Source organism: Coriobacteriia bacterium (assembly GCA_041658765.1).
Lineage (GTDB): Bacteria > Actinomycetota > Coriobacteriia > Anaerosomatales > JBAZZO01 > JBAZZO01.
Genome location: JBAZZO010000016.1, coordinates 20,405 through 45,138, shown reverse-complemented (window position 1 = coordinate 45,138; position 24,734 = coordinate 20,405). Strand labels below are relative to the sequence as shown.

At 68.7% G+C, this 24,734-nt stretch carries 28 protein-coding genes and 1 riboswitch; of the genes, 19 read left to right on the top strand and 9 right to left on the bottom strand.

What is annotated here, in order from left to right:
• Nucleotides 1-93: 93 nt before the first annotated feature.
• From WC971_09420 to cobO, 8 genes are all read left to right on the top strand, one after another.
• Complete coding sequence (locus WC971_09420) at nucleotides 94-735, top strand: hypothetical protein (GenBank protein MFA5845032.1); 642 nt, start codon at nucleotides 94-96, stop codon at nucleotides 733-735.
• Nucleotides 736-822: 87 nt separating this feature from the next.
• A complete protein-coding gene (locus WC971_09415) occupies nucleotides 823-2,487 on the top strand; it encodes a carboxypeptidase regulatory-like domain-containing protein (protein MFA5845031.1) in 1,665 nt (554 codons plus the stop codon).
• Between the two features lie 182 nt (nucleotides 2,488-2,669).
• Entirely contained in the window at nucleotides 2,670-3,122 is a 453-nt protein-coding gene (locus tag WC971_09410) for a hypothetical protein (protein MFA5845030.1), read from the top strand.
• A gap of 80 nt (nucleotides 3,123-3,202) precedes the next feature.
• Nucleotides 3,203-3,643 (top strand): hypothetical protein, encoded by a 441-nt coding sequence (locus tag WC971_09405; GenBank protein ID MFA5845029.1) that lies wholly within the window; start codon nucleotides 3,203-3,205, stop codon nucleotides 3,641-3,643.
• Nucleotides 3,644-3,705: 62 nt separating this feature from the next.
• Nucleotides 3,706-3,861, top strand: a riboswitch (cobalamin riboswitch).
• 144 nt (nucleotides 3,862-4,005) lie between these two features.
• Entirely contained in the window at nucleotides 4,006-4,956 is a 951-nt protein-coding gene (locus WC971_09400; GenBank protein ID MFA5845028.1) for a helical backbone metal receptor, read from the top strand.
• Nucleotides 4,957-4,963: 7 nt separating this feature from the next.
• Nucleotides 4,964-5,983, top strand: coding sequence for an iron ABC transporter permease (locus WC971_09395; GenBank protein ID MFA5845027.1), 1,020 nt, complete (start codon nucleotides 4,964-4,966; stop codon nucleotides 5,981-5,983).
• Complete coding sequence (locus WC971_09390) at nucleotides 5,980-7,248, top strand: ABC transporter ATP-binding protein (GenBank protein MFA5845026.1); 1,269 nt, start codon at nucleotides 5,980-5,982, stop codon at nucleotides 7,246-7,248. The genes WC971_09395 and WC971_09390 overlap by 4 nt, the downstream gene beginning before the upstream one ends.
• Nucleotides 7,241-7,768, top strand: a complete 528-nt coding sequence (gene cobO, locus WC971_09385; protein ID MFA5845025.1) for a cob(I)yrinic acid a,c-diamide adenosyltransferase — start codon at nucleotides 7,241-7,243, stop codon at nucleotides 7,766-7,768. Before WC971_09390 ends, cobO begins: the two co-directional genes overlap by 8 nt.
• On the opposite strand, the gene WC971_09380 is transcribed toward cobO, so the two are convergent.
• Entirely contained in the window at nucleotides 7,765-8,307 is a 543-nt protein-coding gene (locus WC971_09380) for a DUF1284 domain-containing protein (protein MFA5845024.1), read from the bottom strand. The genes cobO and WC971_09380 overlap by 4 nt on opposite strands.
• A 29-nt stretch (nucleotides 8,308-8,336) precedes the next feature.
• A complete protein-coding gene (locus WC971_09375) occupies nucleotides 8,337-9,122 on the bottom strand; it encodes an MBL fold metallo-hydrolase (protein MFA5845023.1) in 786 nt (261 codons plus the stop codon).
• A gap of 54 nt (nucleotides 9,123-9,176) precedes the next feature.
• On the opposite strand from WC971_09375, the gene WC971_09370 reads away from it, so the two are divergent.
• Together WC971_09370 and panD are read left to right on the top strand one after the other, a co-directional pair.
• On the top strand, nucleotides 9,177-9,521 hold the full coding sequence (locus tag WC971_09370) for a hypothetical protein (GenBank protein MFA5845022.1): 345 nt from the start codon (nucleotides 9,177-9,179) through the stop codon (nucleotides 9,519-9,521).
• A 131-nt stretch (nucleotides 9,522-9,652) separates the two neighbouring features.
• A complete protein-coding gene (gene panD / locus WC971_09365; GenBank protein MFA5845021.1) occupies nucleotides 9,653-10,039 on the top strand; it encodes an aspartate 1-decarboxylase in 387 nt (128 codons plus the stop codon).
• Nucleotides 10,040-10,092: 53 nt separating this feature from the next.
• Here panD and WC971_09360 read toward each other — a convergent pair whose 3' ends face one another.
• Nucleotides 10,093-11,355, bottom strand: coding sequence for an FAD-dependent oxidoreductase (locus WC971_09360; GenBank protein ID MFA5845020.1), 1,263 nt, complete (start codon nucleotides 11,353-11,355; stop codon nucleotides 10,093-10,095).
• 84 nt (nucleotides 11,356-11,439) lie between these two features.
• Here WC971_09360 and WC971_09355 point away from each other — a divergent pair, with 84 nt between their 5' ends.
• The gene (locus tag WC971_09355; GenBank protein MFA5845019.1) at nucleotides 11,440-11,685 is read left to right on the top strand and encodes a glutaredoxin family protein; all 246 of its coding nucleotides are present in this window, start codon (nucleotides 11,440-11,442) and stop codon (nucleotides 11,683-11,685) included.
• Nucleotides 11,682-12,326, top strand: coding sequence for a ferredoxin-thioredoxin reductase catalytic domain-containing protein (locus WC971_09350; GenBank protein MFA5845018.1), 645 nt, complete (start codon nucleotides 11,682-11,684; stop codon nucleotides 12,324-12,326). The genes WC971_09355 and WC971_09350 overlap by 4 nt, the downstream gene beginning before the upstream one ends.
• Here the strand turns inward: WC971_09350 and WC971_09345 are convergent.
• A complete protein-coding gene (locus WC971_09345) occupies nucleotides 12,323-12,547 on the bottom strand; it encodes a hypothetical protein (protein ID MFA5845017.1) in 225 nt (74 codons plus the stop codon). The two genes, WC971_09350 and WC971_09345, sit on opposite strands and share 4 nt — an antisense overlap.
• Before the next feature lie 153 nt (nucleotides 12,548-12,700).
• On the opposite strand from WC971_09345, the gene cysK reads away from it, so the two are divergent.
• The 7 genes from cysK (at nucleotide 12,701) to WC971_09310 (ending at nucleotide 19,308) form a co-directional block, all read left to right on the top strand.
• Nucleotides 12,701-13,657: a cysteine synthase A gene (gene cysK, locus WC971_09340; protein MFA5845016.1), complete on the top strand. Its 957-nt coding sequence runs from the start codon at nucleotides 12,701-12,703 to the stop codon at nucleotides 13,655-13,657.
• Entirely contained in the window at nucleotides 13,658-14,074 is a 417-nt protein-coding gene (locus WC971_09335; GenBank protein MFA5845015.1) for an Rrf2 family transcriptional regulator, read from the top strand. It abuts the gene before it with no gap.
• A 155-nt stretch (nucleotides 14,075-14,229) separates the two neighbouring features.
• Nucleotides 14,230-15,432: a branched-chain amino acid ABC transporter substrate-binding protein gene (locus WC971_09330; protein MFA5845014.1), complete on the top strand. Its 1,203-nt coding sequence runs from the start codon at nucleotides 14,230-14,232 to the stop codon at nucleotides 15,430-15,432.
• Between the two features lie 158 nt (nucleotides 15,433-15,590).
• Nucleotides 15,591-16,580, top strand: a complete 990-nt coding sequence (locus WC971_09325; GenBank protein ID MFA5845013.1) for a branched-chain amino acid ABC transporter permease — start codon at nucleotides 15,591-15,593, stop codon at nucleotides 16,578-16,580.
• 3 nt (nucleotides 16,581-16,583) lie between these two features.
• Nucleotides 16,584-17,777, top strand: coding sequence for an ABC transporter ATP-binding protein (locus WC971_09320; GenBank protein ID MFA5845012.1), 1,194 nt, complete (start codon nucleotides 16,584-16,586; stop codon nucleotides 17,775-17,777).
• A gap of 8 nt (nucleotides 17,778-17,785) precedes the next feature.
• Entirely contained in the window at nucleotides 17,786-18,583 is a 798-nt protein-coding gene (locus WC971_09315) for an ABC transporter ATP-binding protein (protein ID MFA5845011.1), read from the top strand.
• A 2-nt stretch (nucleotides 18,584-18,585) separates the two neighbouring features.
• Nucleotides 18,586-19,308 carry an ABC transporter ATP-binding protein gene (locus tag WC971_09310; GenBank protein MFA5845010.1) on the top strand — a complete coding sequence of 241 codons (723 nt, stop codon included), beginning with the start codon at nucleotides 18,586-18,588 and terminating at the stop codon, nucleotides 19,306-19,308.
• Nucleotides 19,309-19,325: 17 nt separating this feature from the next.
• Here WC971_09310 and WC971_09305 read toward each other — a convergent pair whose 3' ends face one another.
• From WC971_09305 to mqnE, 5 genes are all read right to left on the bottom strand, one after another.
• A complete protein-coding gene (locus WC971_09305; GenBank protein ID MFA5845009.1) occupies nucleotides 19,326-20,624 on the bottom strand; it encodes an amidohydrolase family protein in 1,299 nt (432 codons plus the stop codon).
• Nucleotides 20,625-20,633: 9 nt separating this feature from the next.
• Entirely contained in the window at nucleotides 20,634-21,476 is an 843-nt protein-coding gene (locus WC971_09300; GenBank protein ID MFA5845008.1) for an MTAP family purine nucleoside phosphorylase, read from the bottom strand.
• A gap of 75 nt (nucleotides 21,477-21,551) precedes the next feature.
• Nucleotides 21,552-22,640, bottom strand: coding sequence for a cyclic dehypoxanthinyl futalosine synthase (gene mqnC / locus WC971_09295; protein ID MFA5845007.1), 1,089 nt, complete (start codon nucleotides 22,638-22,640; stop codon nucleotides 21,552-21,554).
• A complete protein-coding gene (locus WC971_09290; protein MFA5845006.1) occupies nucleotides 22,637-23,470 on the bottom strand; it encodes a menaquinone biosynthesis protein in 834 nt (277 codons plus the stop codon). Before WC971_09290 ends, mqnC begins: the two co-directional genes overlap by 4 nt.
• Nucleotides 23,471-23,472: 2 nt before the next feature.
• Nucleotides 23,473-24,591 (bottom strand): aminofutalosine synthase MqnE, encoded by a 1,119-nt coding sequence (gene mqnE, locus WC971_09285; GenBank protein MFA5845005.1) that lies wholly within the window; start codon nucleotides 24,589-24,591, stop codon nucleotides 23,473-23,475.
• Between the last annotated feature and the right edge of the window lie 143 nt (nucleotides 24,592-24,734).

Below are 24,734 nucleotides of genomic sequence, written 5' to 3'. Positions count from 1 at the left end.
CGCGCGCGGACCGGCGCGCGCCCGGCACGCCGCGATGATGGTACCATGTGCGCATCCTGGCCGAAGGCCGAGCGAGAGGAAGGTCCTCCCATCATGCGAGTGCCCTCACGCACCGGTGAGCGTGGGTCGTGGTACGTGCTCATCGGCTCAGGAGCGCTCACCGCCCTTCTCGTGGCGGAGACGCCCGCGGATCGCACCCTCGGAGACCTCCTGAGCTTCGTCCTCTTCCACGGCGCCTCGACGTGGGTGAATCTCGCGACGTTCAGCATCGCCGCGATCTTCGCGGTCGGCTATCTGGGCCTGCGTCAGGAACGCCTCTACTCCTGGGCGGCGGCCTTCCGCTACGTCTCTCTGGCGCTGTGGATGATCAACGCCGTGCTCGGTGTCATCTCGATGAAGCTGGCCTGGGGCGGCATCCTCCTCTCCGAGCCTCGGATGCACATGACGATAGGCGTCCTCCTCGCCGCTCTCGCACTGCTCCTGGTCGACCTCATCTTCGAGAACAAGCGTCTGACGGCCGCGCTCGACGTGGCTCTCGGCGGTGCGATCTGGGTGCTCCTGCTGACCACGCCCAAGTACTTCCATCCAGACAACCCGGTCCTGAACTCGAAGTCGGCCGACATCGTGGGTTTCTTCGCCGCGGAGGTCGCCGTGGTCTTCGTGTTCGTCATGGTCGTGACGCGGCTCGTGAGGAACCGTTTCGCTCGACCGGCGCCCGCCGGAGGCGATGACTGAGGGTCGAAAGTGGGTGAGAAAGAGAGTAGAATGCATACCCGCCGCGCGTTCCGTGGGCGGCGCGTCTACTCGCAGAGGAGACCCATAATGGATACGAACGGCAATGGCGGACGCCGCGCGAAGCGCTGGGCGTCCGCAGTCGTTGTGGCGCTGCTCCTTGTGAGCGCCGTCCCGCTGGTGGCGCAAGGCGCTCCGGCGGTAGGGAAGGCTCTGGCCGAGGTCGGCGCGCGGGCTAGCTCGGCGGTACGTTCGGCGAGTTACGCTCTAACCAACCGCCAGTACTGGCGTGGACGGGCCAACGTCCCGGCGATGAAGGTCGCGATGGGCGACGTCAACGGCGACGGCAAGGCCGACGCGCTCGCTCTCTACCAGTACTCGGGCGCGACGGCGAAGGTCGACGGTTACATCTCGAGCGGCAGCGCGTTCGGCTCCCGCACGATGTGGAGCGGAACGCTCTCGGCGCCGTACGCGCAGATCGCGGCGGGTGACGCGGACGGCGACCACAAGGCGGACGTCTTCATCCTCAAGCAGGTGACGGCGACGACCTCGGAGCTGTGGCTGCTCACGTCGAACGGCTCGACGCTGGCGAGGTCCGTGCTGTGGCGCGGCTCGCTCCCGTTCTCGCGGTGCAAGCTCACCGCGGGCGACGTGAACGGCGACGGACGGGCCGACGCGAGCGTGCTGTACTCGGCGGCGACGGGGACGGGCATCTGGTACGTCTTCGCGCCCAGCGGCAGCACCGCCGTCTCCGGCGTGGTGAAGGGCGCCACGAGCAACGCCGGTATCTCCGGCGCGACGGTGGGCGTCTACACCTCCGGGGGCACTCTCGTGGCTAGCGGTCTCACAGACGCGAGCGGCGGCTACAACATCCCGGTCGTCGCGGGCAACGCCTACGAGGTCCGGTTCTCGGCGAACGGCTATCTCGGCGTGACGTACCACGGCGCGAATATCGCGTCCGGCAGGGTGACTTATCTCGAGACGGCGTACCTCGTGACGACGTCCGAGAGCGGCTCCGGAGCCGCGAGCGGCGCCGTCCGCAATGCGCTCAACGCGCAGGGCGTCGCCGGTCTGAGCGTCGCGCTCAGGTCCGGTATGAACGATCGCACCGGGTCGCTTCTCGGCTACTCCGCCACCACGGGCGCCGGCGGCGCGTACTCGTTCGCGAGTCTTCCGGGCGGCGTCTACACGGCGCAGGTCTCGGGGACCGGCTACGTCACGACGTACTTCACGGTGATCTCGGTCGGCGGTACGACACGCGCCAACCAGGACGCCGTCATCTCGCCGGTCTTCACCGGCGCGGCGGGCCAGGTGCGCATCGTGCTCACGTGGGGAGCGTCTCCTTACGACCTCGACTCGCACCTGAGCTACTATCCGGCCGGGAGCAGCACTCGCACGTATCACGTCTACTTCTCCACGCCGCGGTACCCGAGCACGGGCACCACGACCGCGGCGCTCGACCACGACGACACGAGCGCGTTCGGCCCGGAGACGACGACCATCTACCAGATGTCGTCGACCGGCACGTACCGCTTCTCCGTCTACAACTACTCCGCCGGCGGTTCGGGCACGTCGCTGTCGCCCTCGGGCGCCATCGTGCGCGTCTACGACTCGACGGGGATCCGCGCGACGTTCGGCGTTCCGGGCGGGCGCACGGGCGGTCTGTGGACCGTCTTCACCATGAGCAACGGCGTGATCACCCCGGTGAACACCGTCGCGAACTACACGAGCGGTTCGTCGAGCACCGTGCCGTAGGAGTCACGTTCTCATATGGATTCCATGAAGGGAGGGGACTCCGGTCCCCTCCCTTCGGCGTCTTTTTGCGACCGTTCGTCGCGGTGACTGCCGTTCGACACCGAGTAGCTGCCGATAGAGGGTATGAAGATTCGTGACGCGCTCCGCTCGCATCTCTCGGCCGTGACCCAGGAGGGTGAAGCATGGACACGCATGGCGGCGGTGGACGCCGCGCGACATGGTGGGCCATCGCCCTCGTCGTGGCGGTCCTGCTCGCGATTGCGGTCCCTCTATCGAGGTCTTTCGTCAGACCCAAGCGTCTCGGATTCTCGCCGAGCAAGATCGCCGGTGTGGTCAAGGGCGTCACGAGCGACGGCGTCATCCCCGGTGCCACGGTCGGCGTCTACTCGAAAGGCACCCTCGTCGCGAGTGGAGTCACCGACTCGAACGGCGGGTTCGCCATCCCGGTCGCCAAGGGCGACGGCTACGAGGTCCGGTTCTCCGCGAACGGATATATCGGGATGGCTTACCACGGCGCGAGCGCCGTGTCAGGCAGGGTCACCCACCTCGAGGCGGCGCGTACTCGTTCGCGAGCCTTCCGCGCGGCGTCTACACCGCGCAGGTCTCGGGCGCCGGCTACATCACGACGTATCTGACGATCATCTCGATCGGCGGAACCACGCGCGCCGGCCAGGACGCCGTCGTCTCTCCCGTCTTCACCGGAGCGGCGCGCCAGGTGCGCGTCGTGCTCACCTGGGGATCGTCGCCGAGCGACCTCGATTCGCACCTGAGCTACTACCCGGCCGGGAGCGGCACGCACACGTATCACATCTCCTTCGGGCAGAAGCGGTTCCCTAGCACCGGCACGACGGTCGCCGCTCTCGACGTCGATGGCACGAACGCGTTCGGTCCGGAGACCACCTCGGTCTACCGCCTCTCCTCGACCGGTACGTATCGCTTCTCGGTCTACAACTGGTCCGCCGGCGGCACGGGTACTTCGCTGTCGTCTTCGGGCGCCATCGTGCGCGTCTACGACTCGAAGGGGTTGCGCGCGACGTTCGGCGTGCCGGCCGGGCGCATCGGCGGGTTGTGGACGGTCTTCACGATGAGCAGGGGCGTGATCAACCCGGTCAACTCCGTCGCGAACCTCCCGAACGGTTCGTCCAGCGTGCCCTAGTCCGCGACGACGCGATCGCGCCCTTTCCCCGCGGCGTCCGTGGGCCTATGATGACGGCGACAACCGAGAACGCGGCCTTGGGTGCCCGCCGAAGCGAGAGACGCCGAAGCGGGAGAATAGGGAAGCCGGTGCGATACCGGCACGGACCCGCCACCGTGACGCCAGGGAGCAAGACCCCTAGCGAAGTCGGGAGACCTGCCCAAGGGTGCGCGACACGGCCTTCGAGGGAAGAGGCTGTTCGCGGCGCCGCACGTGGGCGCTCGTGAGAGACCTGCATCCCGAAGGCCCGCCTAAGTGCGGGCTTTCGTCGTTGCAGCCGCCGCTCGGCACGACAGGGTTGGCTGCGACCGTCGGGAGGCACCATGGATCGGAAAAGCAAGAGAGTTCGTCGCACGAGAGCCGCGCTCGCCGCGGCGCTACTGCTCGCCGCGCTCGGCGCGGGGTGCGCGCGTCCCGCTCCGAAGCAGGTCGAGAAGCCGAGGCGGCAGGAGACCGCCGTCTTCCCCGTGGTCATCACCGATGACGCCGGCCGGACGGTGCGAGTGAAGCAGCGTCCGGAGCGTGTAGTGAGCCTGGCGCCCGCGAACACGGAGATCGTCGCCGCCCTCGGTCTCACGGGCGAACTCGTCGGCGTCACGACGTACGACGACTATCCACCCGAGGTGGCCTCCATCGCCAAGGTCGGTGACTTCGTGAGTCCGAACCTCGAGGCCATCGCCGCCGCGAAGCCGGACCTCGTCCTCGTGACGACCGGCGTCCAGTCCGACGTCATCGCGAAGATCGAGGGGCTCGGAGCGGTCGTGATCGCGATCGACCCCAAGGACGTCGAAGGCGTTTACGCCGACATCGTGCGGCTGGGTAAGGCGCTCGGCGAGCCGACGAAGGCGACGGAGGTCGTCGCGTCGATGCGCAAAGACCTGGACGCGATCTCGCGCCGCATCTCGAAGGAGCCGCCGGTCCGGACGTTCCTGGAGATCGCGCAGAACCCGCTCTACACGGCGGGGAAGGGCACGCTCCTCGACGATCTGCTCGCACGCGCCGGAGGCGTGAACGTCGTCACGCAGGAGGGGTACGTCGGATACTCCCTAGAGCGTCTGCTCAAGGACGATCCGGCAGCCTACCTCGCCACGAAGGGCTCGATGAGCGATCCGGCCGATCTCGCGAAGCGACCGGGCTTCGACAAGATCGCCGCGGTGAGGGCCGGACGCGTCTCCGTGCTCGACGACAACCTCGTCAGCCGCCCCGGGCCGCGCGTCGTGCTCGGCGTCGAGAGCATCGCGCGAGCGCTGCATCCCGACGCTTTCGCGAAGTAGCACTCACGTGAGCGCCTCGGGCCCCACTCGCCGCCTCGCGATACCCGCGCTCTTCGTGGCGCTGGCGTTCGCGATCCTCGCGGGAGTGGGGCTCGGGGCCGTCCGCGTGAGCCCGGCCGACATCCTCGGCGCCATCGGAAGGACGATTTCCGGGCATCGCGCGGGCATGGGCGACGCCGTCATCATCGACCTGCGTCTGCCGCGCGTCCTGCTCGCGGCTCTCGTGGGGGCTGCGCTCGCGGGCGCGGGGACCTTGTACCAAGCGCTGTTCCGCAACCCGCTCGCCGATCCGTACATCCTCGGCATCTCGTCCGGCGCCGGCCTCGGCGCGACGATCGCGCTGATCGCGGGAGCGGGCAGCGCCGTGGCGCGTCTCGTCGGGGTGCCGGCCGGCGCGTTCGTGGGCGCGGTCGCGACCATCACGCTGGTGGTGCGCCTCTCGTCACGTCGGGGCCGGATCGACCCGACGTCGCTGCTCCTGGCGGGCGTGGCGATCTCGTACACGCTCGCCGCGCTCACGTCGTTCTTGATGGTCTTCTTCAGGCAATCGATGCAGCAGGTCGTCTTCTGGATGATGGGAGGCCTGCAGGGGGCGTCGTGGACGTATGTGATCACCCTCGCGGTGATGGTGACGCTCGGCACCGCCGTGCCGGCGCTGCGCTTGCGCGAGCTCGACGTCCTGCTCCTCGGCGACGAGCGGGCCGCGCAGCTGGGCGTCGATGTCGAGCGGTCGAAGCGCATCGTGCTGGCGGCCGCCTCGCTGCTCGTCGCGGGCGCGGTGGCGGTCTCGGGGCTCATCGGATTCGTCGGACTGATGACGCCGCACATGGCGAGGCTGATCCTCGGCCCCGGCCACCGCAGGCTCCTGCCGGCGTCGATGCTCGCGGGTGCGACGGTCATGGTCCTCGCGGACCTCGTCGCCAGGATCGTGCTCGCGCCGGTCGAGATCCCCGTCGGGATCGTCACGGCCCTGTTCGGCGGGCCGTTCTTCGTATGGCTGCTCGTGCGCTCGGAGAGTCAGAGATGAACCTGCACGTCGCGCTCGCGTTCCGCGGCGCCACCGTCGGGTATGGCGAGAGCGCCATCGTCGGCCGGGCCGACCTCGCCGTCGCGTCGGGCGAGGTCGTCGGGCTCGTGGGTCCGAACGGCGCGGGGAAGTCGACGCTGCTGAGGGCGGTCACCGGGGCCGCTCGCGTGCTCGAGGGCGTCGTCGAGGTCGAGGGGTGCGATGTGGGCACGCTCCCGTCCCTCGAGCGTGCCCGTCTCGTCGGGGTCGTCCCGCAGTCGGTCGCGGTCCCCTTCTCGTTCACCGCCCGGCGCTTCGTCGAGATGGGTCGCCACCCGCATCTCGGTCCGCTCCAGCCGCTGTCCGCCTCGGACGACGCGGCGGTCGCCCTCGCGATGGAGCGCACCGACACAGCGCGGCTCTCGCGGATGACCGTCGACACGCTCTCCGGCGGCGACCTGCAGCGGCTCACCCTCGCGCAGGCGCTCGCGCAGACGCCGAGGGTGCTCTTGCTCGACGAGCCGACGAGCCACCTCGACCTCAACCATCGCCTACAGGTCCTCGACCTCGTTCGCGAGTTGGCCGACGGCGGTATGGCGGTGCTCGCGGTCTTCCACGACCTCGACCTCGCCGCGCGCTATGCCGACCGCATCGCCGTGGTCGCCGCGGGGTGCCTGCGGGCGCCCGCGTCCCCGCGCGAGGCGCTGCGCGCGGACGTCATCGCGGAGGTCTTCGGCGTCGCGGCGGTGGTGGGGACCGACCCCGTGACCGGCAGCGTCACCGTGACGCCGGTCGCGCGCGGCGCCGACATCGTGCCGACGCGCCCGGAGCGCGTGCTCGTGGTCTCGGGCTCCGGGACCGGAGCGCGACTCATGCGCCGTCTCGCGCTCGCCGGGTTCCGGGTCGCGGCGGGCGCGCTCGATCGTGGTGATGTCGACGAGTCGGTGGCTTCGTCTCTCGGGCTCGAGCACGTCGCCCTTCCGCCGTTCGGCGAGGTCGACGAGACGGCGGAGGCCGCGGTCCGCGCGCTCGCGGCCGCGAGCGACGCGACCGTCGTCTGCGCCGGCCCCTTCGGCCGCGCGAACCTCGGCAACCTGCGCGCCGCCCTCTCGAGCCCGCGCCTGGTGACCGTCGGCCGTCTGCGCGAGGCCGACGACTTCACCGGCGGAGAGGCGCTCCGTCTCTGGGACGAGATCCTTGCGGCGGGTGCGAGCCGGGCCGATGATGAGGCCGATGTCGTGACGCTGCTGGTAGCGGCGATGGGAGGGGACGGCGGAAGTGGATGAGCGTCGCGGCTTGCTGCAGGTCTACACGGGTGACGGCAAAGGCAAGACCACGGCGGCCGTCGGGCTGGCGGCTCGGGCTCGCGGCGCGGGGATGAGCGTCGCGTTCGTGCAGTTCGTGAAGGGCGGCCCGGAGAGCTCGGAGATCGCCTCGCTCCGCGCGCTCGGCGTGGAGGTCATCCGTCCGGGCGTCGCCACGAGCGGGCTCATGTCCGGACCGCCGACCGACGAGGACCTTGCGGCGGTCGCGGTCGCCTGGGAGGCGGCGTGCGAGCGCATCGCTTCCGGGGCCCACGACCTCGTCGTGCTCGACGAGATCGATATCGCCCTCGCGCACGGCATGCTCGACGAAGATGCGGTGCTGCGGGAGCTGCGCGCGCGGCCGGCCGGTGTCGAGGTCGTGTGCACGGGGCGGGGAGCGACCGAGGGGCTGCTCGCGGAAGCGGACCTGGTCACCGAGATGCGGGCGGTGAGGCATCCGTTCGACGCGGGTGTACCAGCACGGCGAGGGATCGAGATCTAGGAGAGCGCTTCCGGCTGAGTGCCCTGGCGCCGGGGCGCGGACGGCGCGTCGCGGGATTCGCCCTGCTCAGGCGGTAGGGGCGCGGGATTCGTCGACGCGGCCATCATCTTGCGGATGAGCGGGCTGCAGACCGAGCGCCAAGCGCAGCCGAGCTCACAAGCCTCACGCCACCATGCGTCGATGATGCGGGGCATCCCGTCGCGCAGGCGCGGGAAGTAGAAGCGTTCCCCGGGGGCGAGGCCCGTCAGTTCCAGGGCGAGCCGATCGATCCTCGCGATCTCGGAGTCGTGGGCTCCTGACGAGCATGCCTCGTCGCCGCGGCTCGGACACGCGGCGCAGATGTCGTCGAGACCTTCGACGATCGTGCCGGGCTCCTTCTCGAGCCGGTCGAGGGATTCGAGCAGGTTCTCTACGTAGGTGGCCGAGTACCCCTCTCCCCAGAAGAAGTGCAGGCAGATGAGGTGATGGGGACGGAAGCGGACCGGGGTCCCTTCGCAGGATGGTTTTGCGGATTCTTTTCTCGGGCCACGGTCGGACATGCGGTGCCTTCCCTGGAGTGTGCAGACCGTCACATGCAACAGTCGTGCCACACCAGGTCGTCCTGCGCGGCCACCAGGGTTTTCGCGGCAAGGCCCGTCTCGCGCATCGCGCGCCGCAACGCGACTGCCGCCAGCCCGTGCGTGTTGTTCGTGCCCGACACGTGGACGCCCACTACCGCGCGAAGGCCGTCGTGGGCGAGCGCTGTGACCGCCGCCGCCGCGTCGTCGTTGCTCAGGTGGCCCACGGCGGAGGAGATGCGGCGCTTCAGGGGCCACGGGTACGGTCCCCGCGCGAGCATGTCCAGGTCGTGGTTCGTCTCGAGGGCGAGGACGTGGCATCCGGCCAAGGCCTCGAACATCGACGCCGTGAAGGTGCCGGTGTCGGTGACGAGTCCGAGACGCGTGCCGTCGACCGTCTCGAAGACGAATCCCAAGGGCTCGGCGGCGTCGTGCGAGACCGCCAGCGGCAGGACCGTGAGGTCGCCGATGCGGACCGGCACGCCCTCGCGCAGGCGCTCGTGATCGACTCCGAACCCGGGAAGACGCGCCGCGTCGGCGGTGCCGTCGCTGGCGAACACGCGCGTCCCGGTCCGCTTCGCCAGCACGCGGACCCCCGAGACGTGGTCGACGTGCTCGTGGGTGAGGAACACGGCCGAGAGCCGGTAAGGGTCCGCTCCCGCTTCGGCGAGCCGCCTGCAGGTCTCCCGCGCGCTGAAGCCGCAGTCGACGAGGACGGCGGTCGCCCCCGACGTGACGAGGGTGGCGTTGCCGCCGGAGCCCGAGCCGAGGAAGGTCACGCGCAGTCCGTGGGTCATGCGGCCATGCTAGCATGCGGGAAGGACACGGACGCTCGATGAGAGGGGACGCGCATGGCCGGCTCCAAGTGGTCCTTGCGGAACATCTACCTCTACCTGGTCTGTCTGATCACGCTCATCATGGTCATCTTCGCGACCGTCAATCTCGTGCGCGCCATCGTCGAGCTCGCCTATCCAGATCCGGGGTTTCCGATCACGTTCGCCCCGGAGAAGGGCGGTGCCGTGACGGCCGCGGACGCGCGCATCCAGAAGGAGCAGCAGCGCATCCAGCAGCAGCAGTCCCGGCGGCAGGCCGTCCTCTCGCTCGTCGCGGGTATCGCGATGCTCGGAGTGGCCGGGCCTCTCTACATCTATCACTGGCGCAAGATCGAGGCGGAGAACGTCCCGACCGACACGTGACGGCGATCAGGTCCTTCTTTTCAGCGCAGGAGTAGACTGTGCTCTCCCGCTATCGCGGGGTATCCTTACTGGACACACCTCAGACCGAGACCCGACCGTTCAGCGACGGGTACCCGGGAAGGGAGAACCCTGTGAGACGAACGATGCTCGGGGGCAAGATACACCGCGCCACCGTCACCGCTGCTGACCTCGACTATGAGGGCAGCGTCACCGTCGACCAGGATCTGCTCGACTCCGCAGGCATCCTCGCTGGCGAAGCCGTCGAGATCTGGGACGTCACGAACGGCTCGCGCCTGACGACCTACACGGTCGCCGGGCCGCGCGGTTCGGGCTTGGTGTGCGTCAACGGCGCGGCGGCCCATCTCGTGCATGCCGGAGACCTCATCATCATCGCCGACTTCGTCTCGCTCGACGACGCGGAAGCGCGCTCCTGGCGGCCGCGCGTGGTCTTCGTGGACGATGCGAACCGGCTGGTGGAGAGACGGCCCGAGCGGCTTCCTGCCGATGTTGGCCTGTAGGGGCGGCACCGATGATCGAAGCGGAGAACGTGCCCTCCGACGTGTGACGCGCCTCAGCGCTGCATCGCGACCATCTCGCGCGTGCGCTTGAGCGCGAGCCGCACGCCTCCGACCTGCAGCCAGTACTTCACGTACGTGATCCGCTTCATCGTGATCGCCGCGAGGCCGGAGAGCAGCGCGCCATACATCCAGCCGACGCCGTCCCTCGGGCCGATGCTCACGAACTCGCCGCGCAGGTGGGGCTCGAACGGCAGGGGAGCGGAGCCGGCCGCCTCGCGAAGCAGGTTGCTCGCAGCGTGGGGTCCCGCCTGGATGGCGATCTGCGCGAGCATCGGCAGCACCCGGCCGGTCTTCGGGTCCCTCGACGCGGCCACGTCGCCGATGACGTAGACGTCGTCGCGGCCCTCCGCCAACAGGCACGCGTCGGTGACGAGACGCCCGGTCGGGTCGGCCCGAAGGCCCCACTCGACCGCGTGGGGGTCCGCATGCGCGCCTCCCGCCCAGACGAGCACCGAGGCGTCGAGATCGCGGCCGTCCCCCAATCCGACCTTGCCGGGCTCCACGCCGGAGACCGGGGCGTCCGTCACGACCACCACCCCGAGCCGCTCCAGCTTGGCGCGCGCGACCGTGCGGAGGCGCTGCGGGAGGTCGTAGAGGATGTCGGGGCGCGCCTCGATGAGGCACACGGTCAGGTCCGCGGGGTCGAGCCCGGCGTCGCGCATGCGGATGGGCAGCATGCGGCCGAGTGTGCCCACGATCTCGACGCCGGTCGCGCCGCCGCCGACGACGGCGAAGCCGAGAGCCCGGCGCCTGTCCGAGGCGTCGGGCAGTCGCGCCGCGGTCTTGAACGCCGCTTCGATCGCCTGCTGGAGACGCTGCGCGTCCTCTACCGACCACATGGTGATCGCGTGTTCCCGCAGGCCCGGGATGGGCGGGACGCTGGGGATGGCGCCGGTCGCGATGACGAGCCGCCAGTAGGGCACCTCGTGACCTTCGCCGACGACGACGAGGTGTTCGTCGGGACGCACCTGGGCGACGCGTTCGTAGCAGACGCGCACGGGCAGGTCCTTGAAGACCGTGGGGTGCCACAGCTCGCAGAACTGAGGTCTCGGCGGGCCCACGGCGACGAGGTCGAGCTCCGACAGCGCCTGCTGGCAAGGGTTCGGCTCGACGACGAGCACCTCGATGTCTCCGCCGTGGCGGCGAAGCGCGCGGCCCAGAGCCACGGCGCACGTCGTGCCGGCATACCCGCCTCCGGCGACGACGACACGCCGGGTCGCGGCGGGGGTCGTGCATCCAGTACTGACTTCGCTCATCGTCAGTACCTACCCGTACGAGGCCGGCACGAGCGCGGGATGGGAAGATACGGGTTGGAGAGAAGCCGACCGCGAGGAGTCAGCATGCCCGTCACCGTCTACGCACTGTCGACCTGCCCCTACTGCCGCATGACTCGCACGTTCCTCGACGAGGGCGGTGTCGAGTACGAGGCCGTCGAGGTCGACAAGCTCGAGGGACAGGAGAGGGCCGACACCGTCGAGGAGGTCAGGAGGTTGTCGGGGGGCGCGTCGTTCCCGGTCGTGGTCGTGGGCGATGAGGTCATCGTCGGGTTCGACAAGGTGCGCATCAAGAAGGTGCTCGGGCTGTGAGTGTCAGGCGTGTCTTCCGCGAAGGGACCACGATAGAGGACCTCAAGGCCTTCATGGGGCCGTTCGCGGCGCGTCTCGGCTACAAGTTCAACACGGAGACCGACTTCGTCGACGAGGTCCTCTCGTCCGAGATCGCGATCCTCGAGGAGTCGGGCGACGTCTACTGCCCTTGCAGGGTGCGCAGCGGGGACCCGAAGGAGGACGCGCGCATCGTCTGTCCTTGCATCCCCTTCTTCAACGACGAGTTCGCGGCGATGCGGAAATGCTGGTGCGGGCTCTTCATCCTCAAGGACGTCGAGGACGGCGCGGATCTTCTCGGCGTCGTCGATCGACCGCCGGGACCCGTCGAGGTGCCGGTGATGCGGATCGAGGACCTGCCGGCCGGATCCGTGCGCCGGGCCAAGGTCGGCAAACGCGACATCGCGCTCGTGCGCGTGAACGACGAGGTCTTCGCGTTGAGCAACGTGTGCCGCCACGCTTTCGGGCCGCTCGGCGAGGGGTTCGTCGACGGCCATGTGATCATGTGTCCGTGGCATGGGTGGCGCTACGACGTGCGCAACGGGACCACCGACCATCCCGACGCCGACGTGCGCACTTACGAAGTGGTGGTCCGCGGTGGCGCGGTGTTCGTGGTCGTCTAGCCGGGGCCGGCGCCCGTGCGCAGGCTCAGGACGCCGGCGACGACGATCGCGAGCAGGCCGACCCACTGCGCCCCGAGCGGTGCTCCGTTCAGGGAGAGAGCGGCCGCGCCGGCGCAACCTGCCGCGAAAGGCCACGCGCGCTTCTCGCGCAACGCGAGCCCCGACGCGGTGAGTATGAGCGCGGCGAGCGCCCAGGCCCAGAACCAAGCAGGGAAGTCCACGGATGCCTCTATCGTCGCAGGGTATCTTGAGGACAAGGACAGCATAGGACAACTCCTGCAAAGCATGAAAAGCATAGACATAGTGCGTAATAAACCGTGGCCGAATGCGGCTCCCGGGAATAGACTCGTGACGACGTCTTTGAAGGAGGAGCCATGACACGCGATATCCCCTCGATCGTCGAGACCATCGGAGCGACGCCCATCGTCAGGCTGCGGAAGCTCGCCGCCGGACTGCCCGCCGAGGTCGTCGTCAAGCTCGAATCGCGAAATCCCGGCGGATCGGTCAAAGACCGCATCGGCAGGGGCATGGTCGACGACGCCGAGGCGCGTGGCGTCATCAGCCCGGGGCGTTCGGTCCTCGTCGAGCCGACCTCCGGCAACACCGGGATCGCTCTCGCGCTGGTGGGCGCCGCGAGAGGATACCGGGTCGTGCTCACCATGCCCGAGAGCTTCTCGCTCGAGCGCCGCAAGCTTCTCGCCGCGTTCGGCGCCGAGCTCGTGCTGACGCCGAAGGAGCTCGGGATGAAGGGCGCCGTCGACCGCGCGCGGGAGATCGCCGAGACGACTCCCGACGCGTTCATCCCCGGTCAGTTCGACAACCCGGCGAACCCGCGCGCGCACTACGAGACCACCGGACCCGAGATCGCCGCGGCCCTCGAGGGCCGGCGGATCGGAGCATTCGTGGCGGGAGTCGGCACCGGCGGCACGATCTCCGGGGCGGGCCGCTTCCTCAAGGAGAGGGACGACGCGGTCCTCGCCATAGCAGTGGAGCCCGAGGAGTCGCCTCTCATCACCCAGACTCGCGCGGGTGTCGCGCTGACCCCGGCGCCCCACCTCATCCAGGGCATCGGCGCGAACTTCATCCCCGCCATCCTCGACCTCGACGTCCTCGACGATGTCGAGCGCGTGTCCGGACCCGAGGCGATCGCGATGGCGCGTCGGCTCGCGGCCGAGGAGGGCCTGCTCGTGGGCATCTCCTCCGGTGCGAACGTCGCCGCCGCGCTGCGGCTCGCGAGCCGTGCGGACCTCGCGGGCAGCGTGGTCGTCACCGTCGCCCCATCGACGGGGGAGCGATACCTCTCGACACCACTCTGGGAGGGGATGGGCTAGGTGCGCGTCTCTCAGGGGCTCGACTACATATTGCGGGCGCTCACGGCGCTCGCGCAGCGGCCGCCCGGCACCACGCTCGTCGCCGGCGATGTCGCGCTCGAGCTCGGGCTGCCCAAGCGCTTCCTCGAGCAGCAGTTCACCCTGCTCGCGAAGCACGGCATCGTCGAGTGCCGGCGCGGTGCGGGGGGCGGGTGCGCACTCGCCCGGCTCGCCGAGGACATCACCGTCGGCGAGGTCGTCCGGGCGATGCAGGGTGACGTCCTCGACGTGCCGCACGTGAGCGGGTCGGCGGTCTCCGAGATGTGGAGCGAGGCCGCGGAGGCTCTCGTGACCGCCCTGGACGAGCGCGACCTCGCATCCCTAGCGCGACGGCAGACGGAGCTTGATGCAGCCCGCGAACCGATGTATCACATCTAGAGCGTGCCCATACCACCTCTCACCTGCGCGGTATCGATGCGAACGGCTGTTGCGTTCGGGCGCGTTCTGATACACTCCGTCTGTTCCGTGGCTGGGACGGGAAGAGGCTCTTCTGGAAGGCTGTCCGACAGGACGGCAGGCGCAGGAGGAAAGGGATGAGCATGACCAGAAGCAGGAAGTTGCTCGCTCTCGTCGCGATCGTCGCAGTCTTGGCCATGGTGGCCACGGGTTGCGCGAAGAAGGCCGCGACGACCGAGACGGCCAAGGCCGTCACCGTGACGATCGGCATCGGTGCTCCTCTGACCGACGGCGCCGTCGCGCTCGGCAAGGGCATGGTCCGCGGCACGAACCTCGCCGTGAAGCAGGCCAACGAGTCGCAGGAGCTCAAGGACCTCGGTATCACGCTCGAGACGGTCGAGGGCGACGACAAGGGCGACCCGACCACGGGCGGCAACGTCGCCACGCAGTTCACGTCCAACCCGAGCCTCGTGGGCGTCATGGGCCACCTGAACTCGGGCGTCACCCGCGTCGCGGTCAAGATCTACAACCAGGCCGATGTCGTCCAGGTCAGCCCCGCGAACACGGCTGTCGACCTCACCACCATGGGCAACGAGAACTACTTCCGCGTCTGCACGGTCGACTCGGTGCAGGGCCCCTTCGCTGCCGACTACGCGTTCAAGGAAGCCGGCAAGAAGGCCGCGTTCGTGGTCGACGACTCCACGGTGTACGGCGTGGGTCTCGCCGATGAATGGGCGAAGCAGTTCGAGGCCGACGGCGGCAAGGTCCTCGGTCGCGAGAAGACCGGCGACAAGGACACCGACTTCAAGGCGCTCGTCACCAAGATCAAGTCGACGAACCCGGATATCGTGTACTACGGTGGCATCTACAACTCCGGGGCGCTCCTTTCCAAGCAGGTCAAGGAAGGTGGCCTCGCTGTCCCGGTCATGAGCGGTGACGGCAGCTTCGACCCTGAGTGGATCAAGCTCGCGGGCATAGACGCCGCCGAGGGCGACATGGCCAGCAACGTCGGTCTGCCGATCGACCTGATGCCCAAGGGTCAGGACTTCATGGCCGCCTACAAGGCCGAGTTCCCGGGCGAAGTGCCGGCCGCGTACGACGCGTACTCGTATGACGCGGCGAACGTCATCATCAAGGCCATCATCGTGGCCGCCAAGGAGGTCGGCGTCGACAAGGTCGCGACCACCGAGGGCAAGAAGGCCATCATAGCGGCCGTCGGCAAGACGGACTTCGAGGGCGTCACCGGTCAGGTCAAGTTCGACAGCAAGGGCGACACTCTCAACAAGACCATCACGGTGTACGCGGTCAAGGGCGGCAAGTGGGTCCCCGTTTCGAAGTAACGCACCAGCGCCAGCAGGCTCCTGCCCCCGCGAGGCGGGGTGATCGCGGCCCGGGCGGGCACGAGATGTGTCCGCCCGGGCCGCGACGAGGGTCTTGAACCACAGACCGGTGTGTCACCATCCGGCCCGCGTCTTCTCACGACTACCGGGAGCCCAGCTTGGATTTCACCCTGAGCTACCTGCTCGAACAGACCATCAACGGGATCACCCTTGGCGGCCTCTACGCGCTCGTCGCCCTTGGCTACACCATGGTGTACGGCATCCTGCTCATGATCAACTTCGCACACAGCGAGCTGTTCATGGCCGGCGGGTACGTCGGGCTGGGCGTCCTGAAGCTCCTCTCCGACCCGGCGCTCGCCAAGGGTGGGATGAGCTTCCTCAAGCCGATCCAGTCGTTCTTCAACTCGGGCACGGTGGGTTTCGTGGCCCTGATCGCCGCCACGTTCCTGCTCTCGGGGATCGTGGTCGGGTTTATGGGCGTGTTGATCGAGCGTTTCGCCTACCGGCCGCTGCGGCACGCGCCGCGGCTGGCACCGCTCATCTCCGCCATCGGCGTATCCATCTTCCTGCAGAACGCCGCGCTTCTGTGGATCAGCAGCAAGCAGCTCCCGTACTCGCGCGCCGACGGAACGAGTTTCGTGCCCGCGAAGACGGCCTTCACCGTGTCCGGCGTCAACGTCTCCACGATGCAGATCCTCATCATCGTCACCTCGCTCCTTCTTCTCGTCTTCCTCGACACGTTCGTGGCGAAGACCCGCATCGGCCGGGCCATGCGCGCGACCTCGCAGGACCGCGACGCCGCGGGTCTCATGGGCGTGGACATCAACCGCGTCATCGCTCTAGCGTTCTTCATCGGGCCGGCGCTCGGCGCTGTCGCCGGCGTCTTCAACGGCATGTACTACGGCTCCGTGAAGTACAACATGGGCTTCATCCCCGGCATCAAGTCGTTCACGGCCGCCGTCATCGGCGGCATCGGCAACCTGCGGGGAGCGATGCTCGGCGGCTTCCTGCTCGGGGTGGTCGAGTCGCTGGCCAGCGGGTTCTTGAGCAACGCCTATCGCGACGTCATCGCGTTCATCGTGCTCGTCCTGGTGCTCATCTTCCGTCCGGGCGGACTGCTCGGCGAAGCCGTCGCGGAGAAGGTGTAGCCGATGCCGACAGCAGACAGTGCGGCGCTCGCCGTCAAGGGCATCGGCAAGGTCCCTCCGAAGAAGCTCGCGTTGTATGTCGCCGTCGCGCTGCTTCTCGTCATGGTCCCCACGGCCCTGCAGGCCGCGTCGGGACTCGGATTCCTCGTCCGGATCCTGGTCGTCGTCGGGATCTGGGTGTTGCTCGCGCTCGGCCTGAACATCGTGGTCGGATACGCGGGGCTGCTCGATCTGGGCTATATCGCGTTCTATGCCATGGGCGGTTACGTGGGCGTGCTGATCGGGCAGACGGTGTCGGGCCGCCTCGGCGGCGGCACCTACTGGGCTATGCTCATCCCCGCCGCGCTGGCCGGAGCCCTGACGGGACTCGCGCTCGGCTTCCCCGTGCTGAGACTGCGAGGCGACTACCTCGCCATCGTGACGCTCGGTTTCGGGGAGATCGTGCGGATCTGCCTGAACAACGACCTTTTGGGCCTTTCGAACGGAGCCACGGGCCTGCCGCGAGGTGTCGAGACGATCACGCCGCCGTGGCCTTCGATGTGGCTCCAGGACAACGTCCGTTTCCCGACACCGATCGGGGAGTTCGTCTTCGGCCCGAACCTCTTCTGGTACTTCGTCGTCCTGCTCCTCATCATCGGGACGATAGTCGTCATCCGCCGCCTCGACGACTCCCGCCTGGGCCGGGCCTGGGTGGCGATGCGCGAGAACGAGGTGGCGGCGGCGGCGTGCGGCGTGAACATCAGGACGCAGAAGCTGTGGGCCTTCTCGCTGGGCGCGATGTCGGGCGGCATCGCGGGCGTGACCTTCGCCTACGTGCAGCAGTTCATCTCGCCGGAGTCGTTCACGTTCATGGAGTCGGTGTTCGTCGTATGCATCGTCGTGCTCGGCGGCATGGGCTCGATACCCGGCGTCATCGTCGGGGCGCTTTTGATCCGCGGCATCCCGGACCTCATCCAGGGCCTCATGGTCGCCGGCGTGATCCGGCTGTCGGGTGACGTCACCTCGATGATCACCGGCTACCGGTTCCTCGTCTTCGGGCTGCTCATGGTCATCATGATGGCGGTGCGACCACAAGGGATCATCCCGAGCAAGCGCCGGGCGCTGGAACTCCGGCCGGACGATGCTCGCGTGCTGGCCGAGGAAGACCAGCAGCTCTGGGACACCGAGCACCGGGACGCCAGTCCCGACGACGTGTGAGTGGGGAGATCGACGTGTCTGTAGTGCAAGCTCACAACGTCACGATGATGTTCGGCGGCCTGAGGGCCGTCTCGAACGTCGACCTGCATATCGACGAGGGCGAGATCGTCGCGCTGATCGGCCCCAACGGCGCCGGCAAGACGACGTTCTTCAACCTCATGACCGGTATCCACAAGGCGACAGAGGGTTCGGTCACCTTCCGCGGACAGGAGTTGGGCGGGCGCAAGCCGCATCAGATCTGCCAGATGGGCATCGCGCGCACGTTCCAGAACATCCGTCTGTTCGCGAACATGACGACGCTCGAGAACGTCATGGTCGGCCGGCACAGCAGGTCGACGGCGGGTCCGCTGAAGGCCGTGCTGCGCACTCCGGGCTTCAAGCGCGAGGAGCAGCACACGGTGGACGAGTCGCTCAAGTGGCTGAGATTCGTGGATCTCGCCGACAAGGCGAACGAGCTCGCGGTGAACCTCCCGTACGGCCAGCAGCGCAAGCTGGAGATCGCGCGCGCTCTCGCCACGGAGCCGAAGCTCCTGCTCCTCGACGAGCCCGCGGCAGGCATGAACCCGCAGGAGAGCGCGGAACTCACGCGCCTCGTCGGCAGGATCCGCGACACGGGCGTGACCATCCTTCTGATCGAACACGACATGAAGGTCGTCATGGACATCGCCGACCGGATCTACGTGCTCGATTTCGGCGAGCTGATCGCCGAGGGCCTGCCAGCCGAGATCCAGCGCGACCCGAAGGTCGTCGAGGCGTACCTGGGCAAGGGCGCCGAAGCGATGCTCGCCGCGGCAGGGTCGGAGTGACCATGGCCAAGAGAGTCCTCTCCATCGACGACATCCACACCTTCTACGGGAAGATCGAGGCCCTCAAGGGCATCAGCGCCCACGTCGACGAGGGCGAGATCGTCACGCTGATCGGCGCGAACGGCGCGGGCAAGTCGACCACGCTGAAGACGGTCTCCGGCCTCTTGACGCCCCGCGCAGGGTCCATCGAGTTCCTGGGCGAGAAGATCTCCGGGCTCAAGGTCCACGAGGTGACCGCCAAAGGCGTCATCCAGGTCCCCGAGGGGCGGCGCATCTTCCCCCGCATGACGGTCGCGGAGAATCTCGAGATGGGCGCGTTCCTACGGACGAAGGATCCCGCCGGGGTCAAGGAGTCCATGGAGTGGGTCTTCGAGCTGTTCCCCCGCCTGTACGAGCGTCGTGCCCAGAAGGGCGGCACTCTCTCCGGCGGCGAACAGCAGATGCTCGCGACCGCCCGCGGCATGATGGCCGACCCGAAGCTGCTCATGCTCGACGAGCCGTCGATGGGCCTGGCGCCCGTGGTCGTCGAGGTCATCTTCGAGACCATCGTGAAGCTGAACCGGAACGGCATCACGATCCTTCTCGTGGAGCAGAACGCAGCGATGGCCCTGCAGATAGCGCATCGCGGATACGTTCTCGAGACCGGCAGCGTCGCGCTCGAGGGCACCGGCAAAGAACTCCTGCGTGACGAGAAGGTCCGCAAGACGTACCTCGGTGAGACGTAGGGCCTTCTCGTTCCGCGTCAGGCGCGCAGCTCCGCGGCGACCTTCTCGGTGACCTTACTCGCGGCCCTCTCAGTCTCGAGGGTCTCGAAGACCGGACGCGCTCCGAGCACGCGCCAGAGGCCTGCCGTCATGACCGAGTCGACGGTCTCCTTCCCGCCCATCTCGACCAACGCCGACTCCGGGTCGCGTGTCTTCCCGACGCGCACCGCGACGATGTCCGCCTGCTTCTTCGGCTCGAGCGTCCCGAAGTCCTCGTCGAGGCCCAGGGCTTTCGCACCGTCCGCGGTCATCATGCGCAGCACGTCTCGCGGAGTGAGCCCGGGCTCGAGCGACCGCAGTGCGCGTGCCTCTTCGAAGAGGTCGAGCCCGTCGTTGCTCGCCGCGGAGTCGGTGCCGAGAGCGACGAGCGCACCGGCCTCGATGAGTTCCGCGACGGGCGGCGCGCCGTTGCCGAGGAAGGCGTTCGACCTGGGACAGAGCACGACGCCCGCCGACTGCTGGGCGAGGAGATGCGCGTCGCCCTTGATCAGGTGGACGCAGTGCACCGCGAGCGTCCCCTCGAGGACCCCGAGCCGGGAGAGGTAGCGTACCGGGCTCGTGATGGGCGGACGGAAGCCGAATGCGAGACGCGATGCGACGCCGGCGAGAGCGCCTCCTCCCCTCACCAGCAGATCCATCTCGGCGAGGGACTCCGCGACGTGCAGGCTGAACGGGAGGCCGTTCTCTCGCGACAGCCGGTGCGTCGCGCGCAGGAGGCCGGGTCCGGCCGTGTAGACCGAGTGCGGGCTGATGCCGCAGCGGGTGCGTCCGTCGCAGCGTCCGCCGCTGGCCGTCGGGAACTCGCGCTCCGCGAGCGTGAAGACGAACTCGCTCTCGGAGATGCCGAGCACTTCCCAGAAGAAGACGCCTGCGACTCCGGCGTCGGCCGCGGTCGCGAGCGGTTCCGGGCCGTACGCGACGTCTCCCACCGCCGTGATGCCGCCGCGGAGGCAGTCGTGGACACCGAGCGCGACGGACGCGGCCATGTCGTCGGGTTCGAGGATGCGCACGCCGCGGACCACCCGGGCCAGCCAGTCCGGGAATGGTAGGCGTCCGACGACGTCGGCCATCGCCGAGAGCGACAGATGCGTGTGAGCGTCGACGAGACCGGGGAGCAGGGCGCAGCCCGGTCGATGCGTGACGGGCTCCTTGGGATGCGCGCGAACGATCTCGTCGGCGGGACCGACGGCGGTGATCCGCGACCCGCGGACGAGAACGCCCCCATGCGGGATGGGGGCCTCGGATATCGGCAGGACCCAGTCGGCTGTGACGAGCATCTGGGACGGCTACCCTTCGGGCGGTTCGAGCAGGCTGGGCTTGCGGAAGCTGGCGCAACCGCAGTCGGCGCTGAGGTCGGCGTCCGCGACAGCATCGAGTACGCACAGGGCGACCGTCTCCGACTCCTGGAAGAAGATCGCCTGCAACTCGGAGTGCTCCCAGTCGCGCACGACCCCCTCGGCATGGTTCACGACCATGTAGATGCCCGAGTAACACGCGCCGATGTCGCGAGCCAGGACGATCTCCGGCGCCAGCGACTGTCCGACGACGTCGCCCGGACCTCGGCGTATCGCTTCGACCTCGGCCGCGGACTCGAAGCGCGGGCCGTCGGTGACCACGTACGTCCCGCGCGGGAAGACGCGCGCGAACGACTCGCTCGCGGCCAGAACGAGGTGGCGGTGCAGGTCGGGACAGACCGGCCGCCGCATCATCAGCAGGTGGTTTCCCCGGATGTAGATGTCCTGGCGGACGGTGAGGTCGCGGAAATCGTCGGGGAGCACCACGTCCCGAGGGTCGAGCAGGGGGTTTAGGGCTCCCACTCCGCCGTCGGCGACGATCTTGCGCACGCCCGCCTCGGCGAAGACCCAGAAGACCTGCAGCGACGCGTCGGCGCGCTTGACCCCTCGGCGCCAGCCGTGCATGCGCACGGCGAGGGCGTCGCGGGGCCCCAGCGGGCCGACGACCCGGAAGTGGGTGAACGGGGGGCTCATGCCGAACGGCGTCTCGAAGACGAGCCCGTCGCCGAGCATCGTGACGCGCTCGTCGTGCAGCGCCGCCGGGAACTCGAACGACAGCGTTCCCGAGCCGCCGCAGACACCGAAGTCCGCGTGTGGGACGTTCTTTGACGGCATGGCCCACCTCCTTCAGAGGAAGTTACCCGAACCGGAGCACCGAGGCCACACGATGGTGTCCGCCGTCACAACTCGCTAGAAGCGGCGCACCTCGCGATAGAGCGTGTCGCGCTGCACGGGGGCGTATCCGGCGTCTCGGATGAGCCGCACGAGCTCGTCGCGCGCGAGCATGAAACGCGTGCCGGCCGCCGCGACGACGTTCTCCTCGATCATCGTCGAGCCGAGGTCGTCCGCGCCGAACGCGAGAGCCACCTGGCCGATCTTCGCGCCCTGTGTGACCCAGGAAGCCTGGATGTGCGGGACCGGGTCGAGGAAGAGACGCGAGAGAGCGAGCGTGCGCAGGTAGTCCCAGCCGCTCGTGGCCGTGCCGCCCTGCTCCGTGTTGCCCGGCTGGAACGACCAGGGGATGAAGGCGCGGAAGCCGACGCGCCCCGCGGCTACGGCCTCGTCCTGGACCTCGCGGATGCGCCGCAGGTGCTCGACGCGCTCGGGCAGCGTCTCCTCGCCCCCGAACATCATCGTGGCGGTGGTCGAGAGGCCCAGAGCGTGCGCCTCTCGCATGACGTCCAGCCACTCGTCGCTCGTCGCCTTGCGCGGGCTGGCGTGGGAGCGCACGCGGTCGACGAGGATCTCCGCACCGCCGCCGGGCATGGAATCGAGGCCGGCCTCACGCAGGCGCTGAAGGGTCTCGAGCGTCGTGATGCCCGAGACGCGGGCGATGTGGACGATCTCGGGCGGGCCGAATCCGTGGACGTGGACGGCGGGGTAGCGAGCCTTCAGCCCGCGCAGCATCTCCTCGTACCAATCGACGAGCAGCTCGGGATGGAGTCCGCCCTGCAGCAGGACGGCCGTCCCCTCCAGCGCCAGGGTCTCCTCCACCTTGGCGTGGAGCTCCTCGGGTCCCATGACGTATGCTTCCGGGTCGGCCGCATCGCGGTAGAACGCGCAGAACCTGCAGCCGGAGACGCACACGTTCGTGTAGTTCACGTTGCGGTCGACGATGAAGGTGACCTCGCGCGCCGGGTGCAGGCGCGCGCGCATCGCCGTGGCGGCGTGGCCGAGGTCGAGCAGGTCCGCGTGGACGAGAAGGTCGAGCGCCTCGTCCGGGGTCAGGCGGCGCCCGCCCGCAGCGACCTCGCCGAGGAGATCGCCTCGAGAAGTCATCGGCCCTCTCCGAAGATCCGCAGTTCGGGAACGGCATCGAGCTGTCCGAGCGCGTGGGCCTCGGCGAGGAAGCGGCTCAGGCCCTCGCGGTAGCGCGGTCCGAAGCGGAACTGCAGCGCGTCGAAGTAGCTGCGGAACCTCTCGGCGGGGAACTCCTCCCATCGGGCCGCGTATGCCGATATGTCGTCGAGGTTGGTGCGGCAGTACGTCAGAGAGTCGCTCAGCGCGTCCGAGACGTCGCGGACCGCGTCGGGCCGTCTCTCGGCGAACTCGCGGCGCACCGCCCACACCGCGTAGACCATCGGCAGACCGGTCCAGTCTCTCCATTCGATCCCGAGGTCGTAGATGTGCAGGCCCGACGGCTGCTGCCAGTACGCTCGCAGCGCGTCGTCACCGATGAGCAGGGCGGCGTCGGCGTCGCGCAGCATGCTCGAGAGGTCGGGAGGCATCTCCACGTAGTTCGCGTCCACGCCCCAGCGCTGCCGCAGCAGCACCTGAGCGAGGACCTGCGACGTGCGGGACGTGCTCGTCAGCGCGACGGTAGCGCCGCCGAGCGCCTCGGCGGGGGCCTCCGAGAGCAGCAGGATCGACTGGACCTCGCCGTCGGACGAGATGGCGATGTCGGGGAGGAGGACGAAGTCGTCGGCGTGGCGCGCGTACTCGATCGCGGGGATCGGGGCGATGTCGAGCTCCCCCGCCACGAGCATCGTCGCGAGGCCCTTCGGGGCCGCCTTGACCAGGTCGACGTCGAGGAGGGCGTCGTTCTTCACGAGGCCGTAGTAGAGCGGCAGGCAGTTGATGAACTGGATGTGTCCGAGCCGCGGCCGCACCCTCACTCCTTCGCGGGGTCGCCATATACGCGCACGACGCGGTAGAGCGTGTCGCGCTCCACGGGCACGTGGCCGGTCTCGGCGATCATCGCGACGAGGTCGTCCTTCGACAGGGCCTCCGGTGTCGTCGCTCCGGCCATGTGCGTGATGCGTTCTTCGACGACGGTCCCATCGAGGTCGTCGACGCCGAACGCCGTGGAGACCTGCGCGATCTTCAGGCCGAGCATGATCCAGAAGGCCTTGATGTGAGGGATGTTGTCGAGCATCAAGCGAGCGACGGCCAGCGTCTTGAGGTCGTCGAAGCCGGTCGTGGAGGGCAGGTCGGAGAGCTCGGTGTTCGCCGGGTGGAAGGCGAGCGGGATGAACGCGAGGAAGCCGCCCGAGAGATCCTGCTGCTCGCGCAGGCACACGAGGTGGTCGACCCTCTCCTCGATCGTCTCGATGTGGCCGTAGAGCATCGTGCAGTTCGTCGCGATGCCCAGCGAATGCGCCTCGCCGTGGATGCGCAGCCAGTCGTCGGCGCGCGTCTTCTTCTCCCACGCGGCGAGCCGGGTGCGGTCCGAGAAGATCTCGGCCCCGCCGCCCGGCAGGGCGTCGAGACCGGCGGCCTTGAGGTCGGCGAGCGCCTCGAGTGTCGTCTTCTCGCCCATGCGGGCGATGTGCTCGATCTCGACGGCCGTGAACGCTTGGACGATGACGTGGGCGGGGACCGCTTCGCGCACCCGGCGCACCATGTCGAGGTAGAAGTCGTAGCTCCACTCGGGGTGCAGTCCGCTCACGATGTGGATCTCGTACGCGCCGTCGGCGGCGCCCGCCATCGCGGCCTCGACGATCGCGTCGAGCGTCATCTCGTATGCGCCCTCTTCGCCCGCGCTTCGGGCGAACGCGCAGAACTTGCAGCGGTTGCGGCAGATGTTCGTCGGGTTGATGTGACGGTTGACCATGAAGTGCACGCGGTCGCCGTTGATGCGCCGCCGTGCGACGTCGGCGAGCCGGCCGACGCCGATCAGGTCCGCGCTCGCGTAGAGTGCGATGCCGTCCTCGCGGGAGAGTCGCTCGCCGGCGAGCACCTTCGCCGCGATCGGTTCGAGCGCGGGATCGATGAGTTCGAGTGAGGCCACGGAGGCGATTCTAGCACCACTGGGCGAGACGCATCCGTCGGTCGCGCGCTCGCCGGCGCCGGCTATTCCATTCCGTGGATGAACGGGACGAGCTGGTTCGTCGTAAACTGACACATCGGACGGGAGGGCGCACGCCTCGCGTT

Coding starts and splice junctions, on each gene's coding strand:
- WC971_09420 (MFA5845032.1), top strand. CDS start 94: ATGCGAGTGCCCTCACGCACCGGTGAGCGTGGGTCGTGGTACGTGCTC.
- WC971_09415 (MFA5845031.1), top strand. CDS start 823: ATGGATACGAACGGCAATGGCGGACGCCGCGCGAAGCGCTGGGCGTCC.
- WC971_09410 (MFA5845030.1), top strand. CDS start 2,670: ATGGACACGCATGGCGGCGGTGGACGCCGCGCGACATGGTGGGCCATC.
- WC971_09400 (MFA5845028.1), top strand. CDS start 4,006: ATGGATCGGAAAAGCAAGAGAGTTCGTCGCACGAGAGCCGCGCTCGCC.
- WC971_09390 (MFA5845026.1), top strand. CDS start 5,980: ATGAACCTGCACGTCGCGCTCGCGTTCCGCGGCGCCACCGTCGGGTAT.
- WC971_09380 (MFA5845024.1), bottom strand. CDS start 8,307: ATGTCCGACCGTGGCCCGAGAAAAGAATCCGCAAAACCATCCTGCGAA.
- WC971_09375 (MFA5845023.1), bottom strand. CDS start 9,122: ATGACCCACGGACTGCGCGTGACCTTCCTCGGCTCGGGCTCCGGCGGC.
- WC971_09370 (MFA5845022.1), top strand. CDS start 9,177: ATGGCCGGCTCCAAGTGGTCCTTGCGGAACATCTACCTCTACCTGGTC.
- WC971_09360 (MFA5845020.1), bottom strand. CDS start 11,355: ATGAGCGAAGTCAGTACTGGATGCACGACCCCCGCCGCGACCCGGCGT.
- WC971_09355 (MFA5845019.1), top strand. CDS start 11,440: ATGCCCGTCACCGTCTACGCACTGTCGACCTGCCCCTACTGCCGCATG.
- cysK (MFA5845016.1), top strand. CDS start 12,701: ATGACACGCGATATCCCCTCGATCGTCGAGACCATCGGAGCGACGCCC.
- WC971_09330 (MFA5845014.1), top strand. CDS start 14,230: ATGAGCATGACCAGAAGCAGGAAGTTGCTCGCTCTCGTCGCGATCGTC.
- WC971_09320 (MFA5845012.1), top strand. CDS start 16,584: ATGCCGACAGCAGACAGTGCGGCGCTCGCCGTCAAGGGCATCGGCAAG.
- WC971_09310 (MFA5845010.1), top strand. CDS start 18,586: ATGGCCAAGAGAGTCCTCTCCATCGACGACATCCACACCTTCTACGGG.
- WC971_09305 (MFA5845009.1), bottom strand. CDS start 20,624: ATGCTCGTCACAGCCGACTGGGTCCTGCCGATATCCGAGGCCCCCATC.
- WC971_09300 (MFA5845008.1), bottom strand. CDS start 21,476: ATGCCGTCAAAGAACGTCCCACACGCGGACTTCGGTGTCTGCGGCGGC.
- mqnC (MFA5845007.1), bottom strand. CDS start 22,640: ATGACTTCTCGAGGCGATCTCCTCGGCGAGGTCGCTGCGGGCGGGCGC.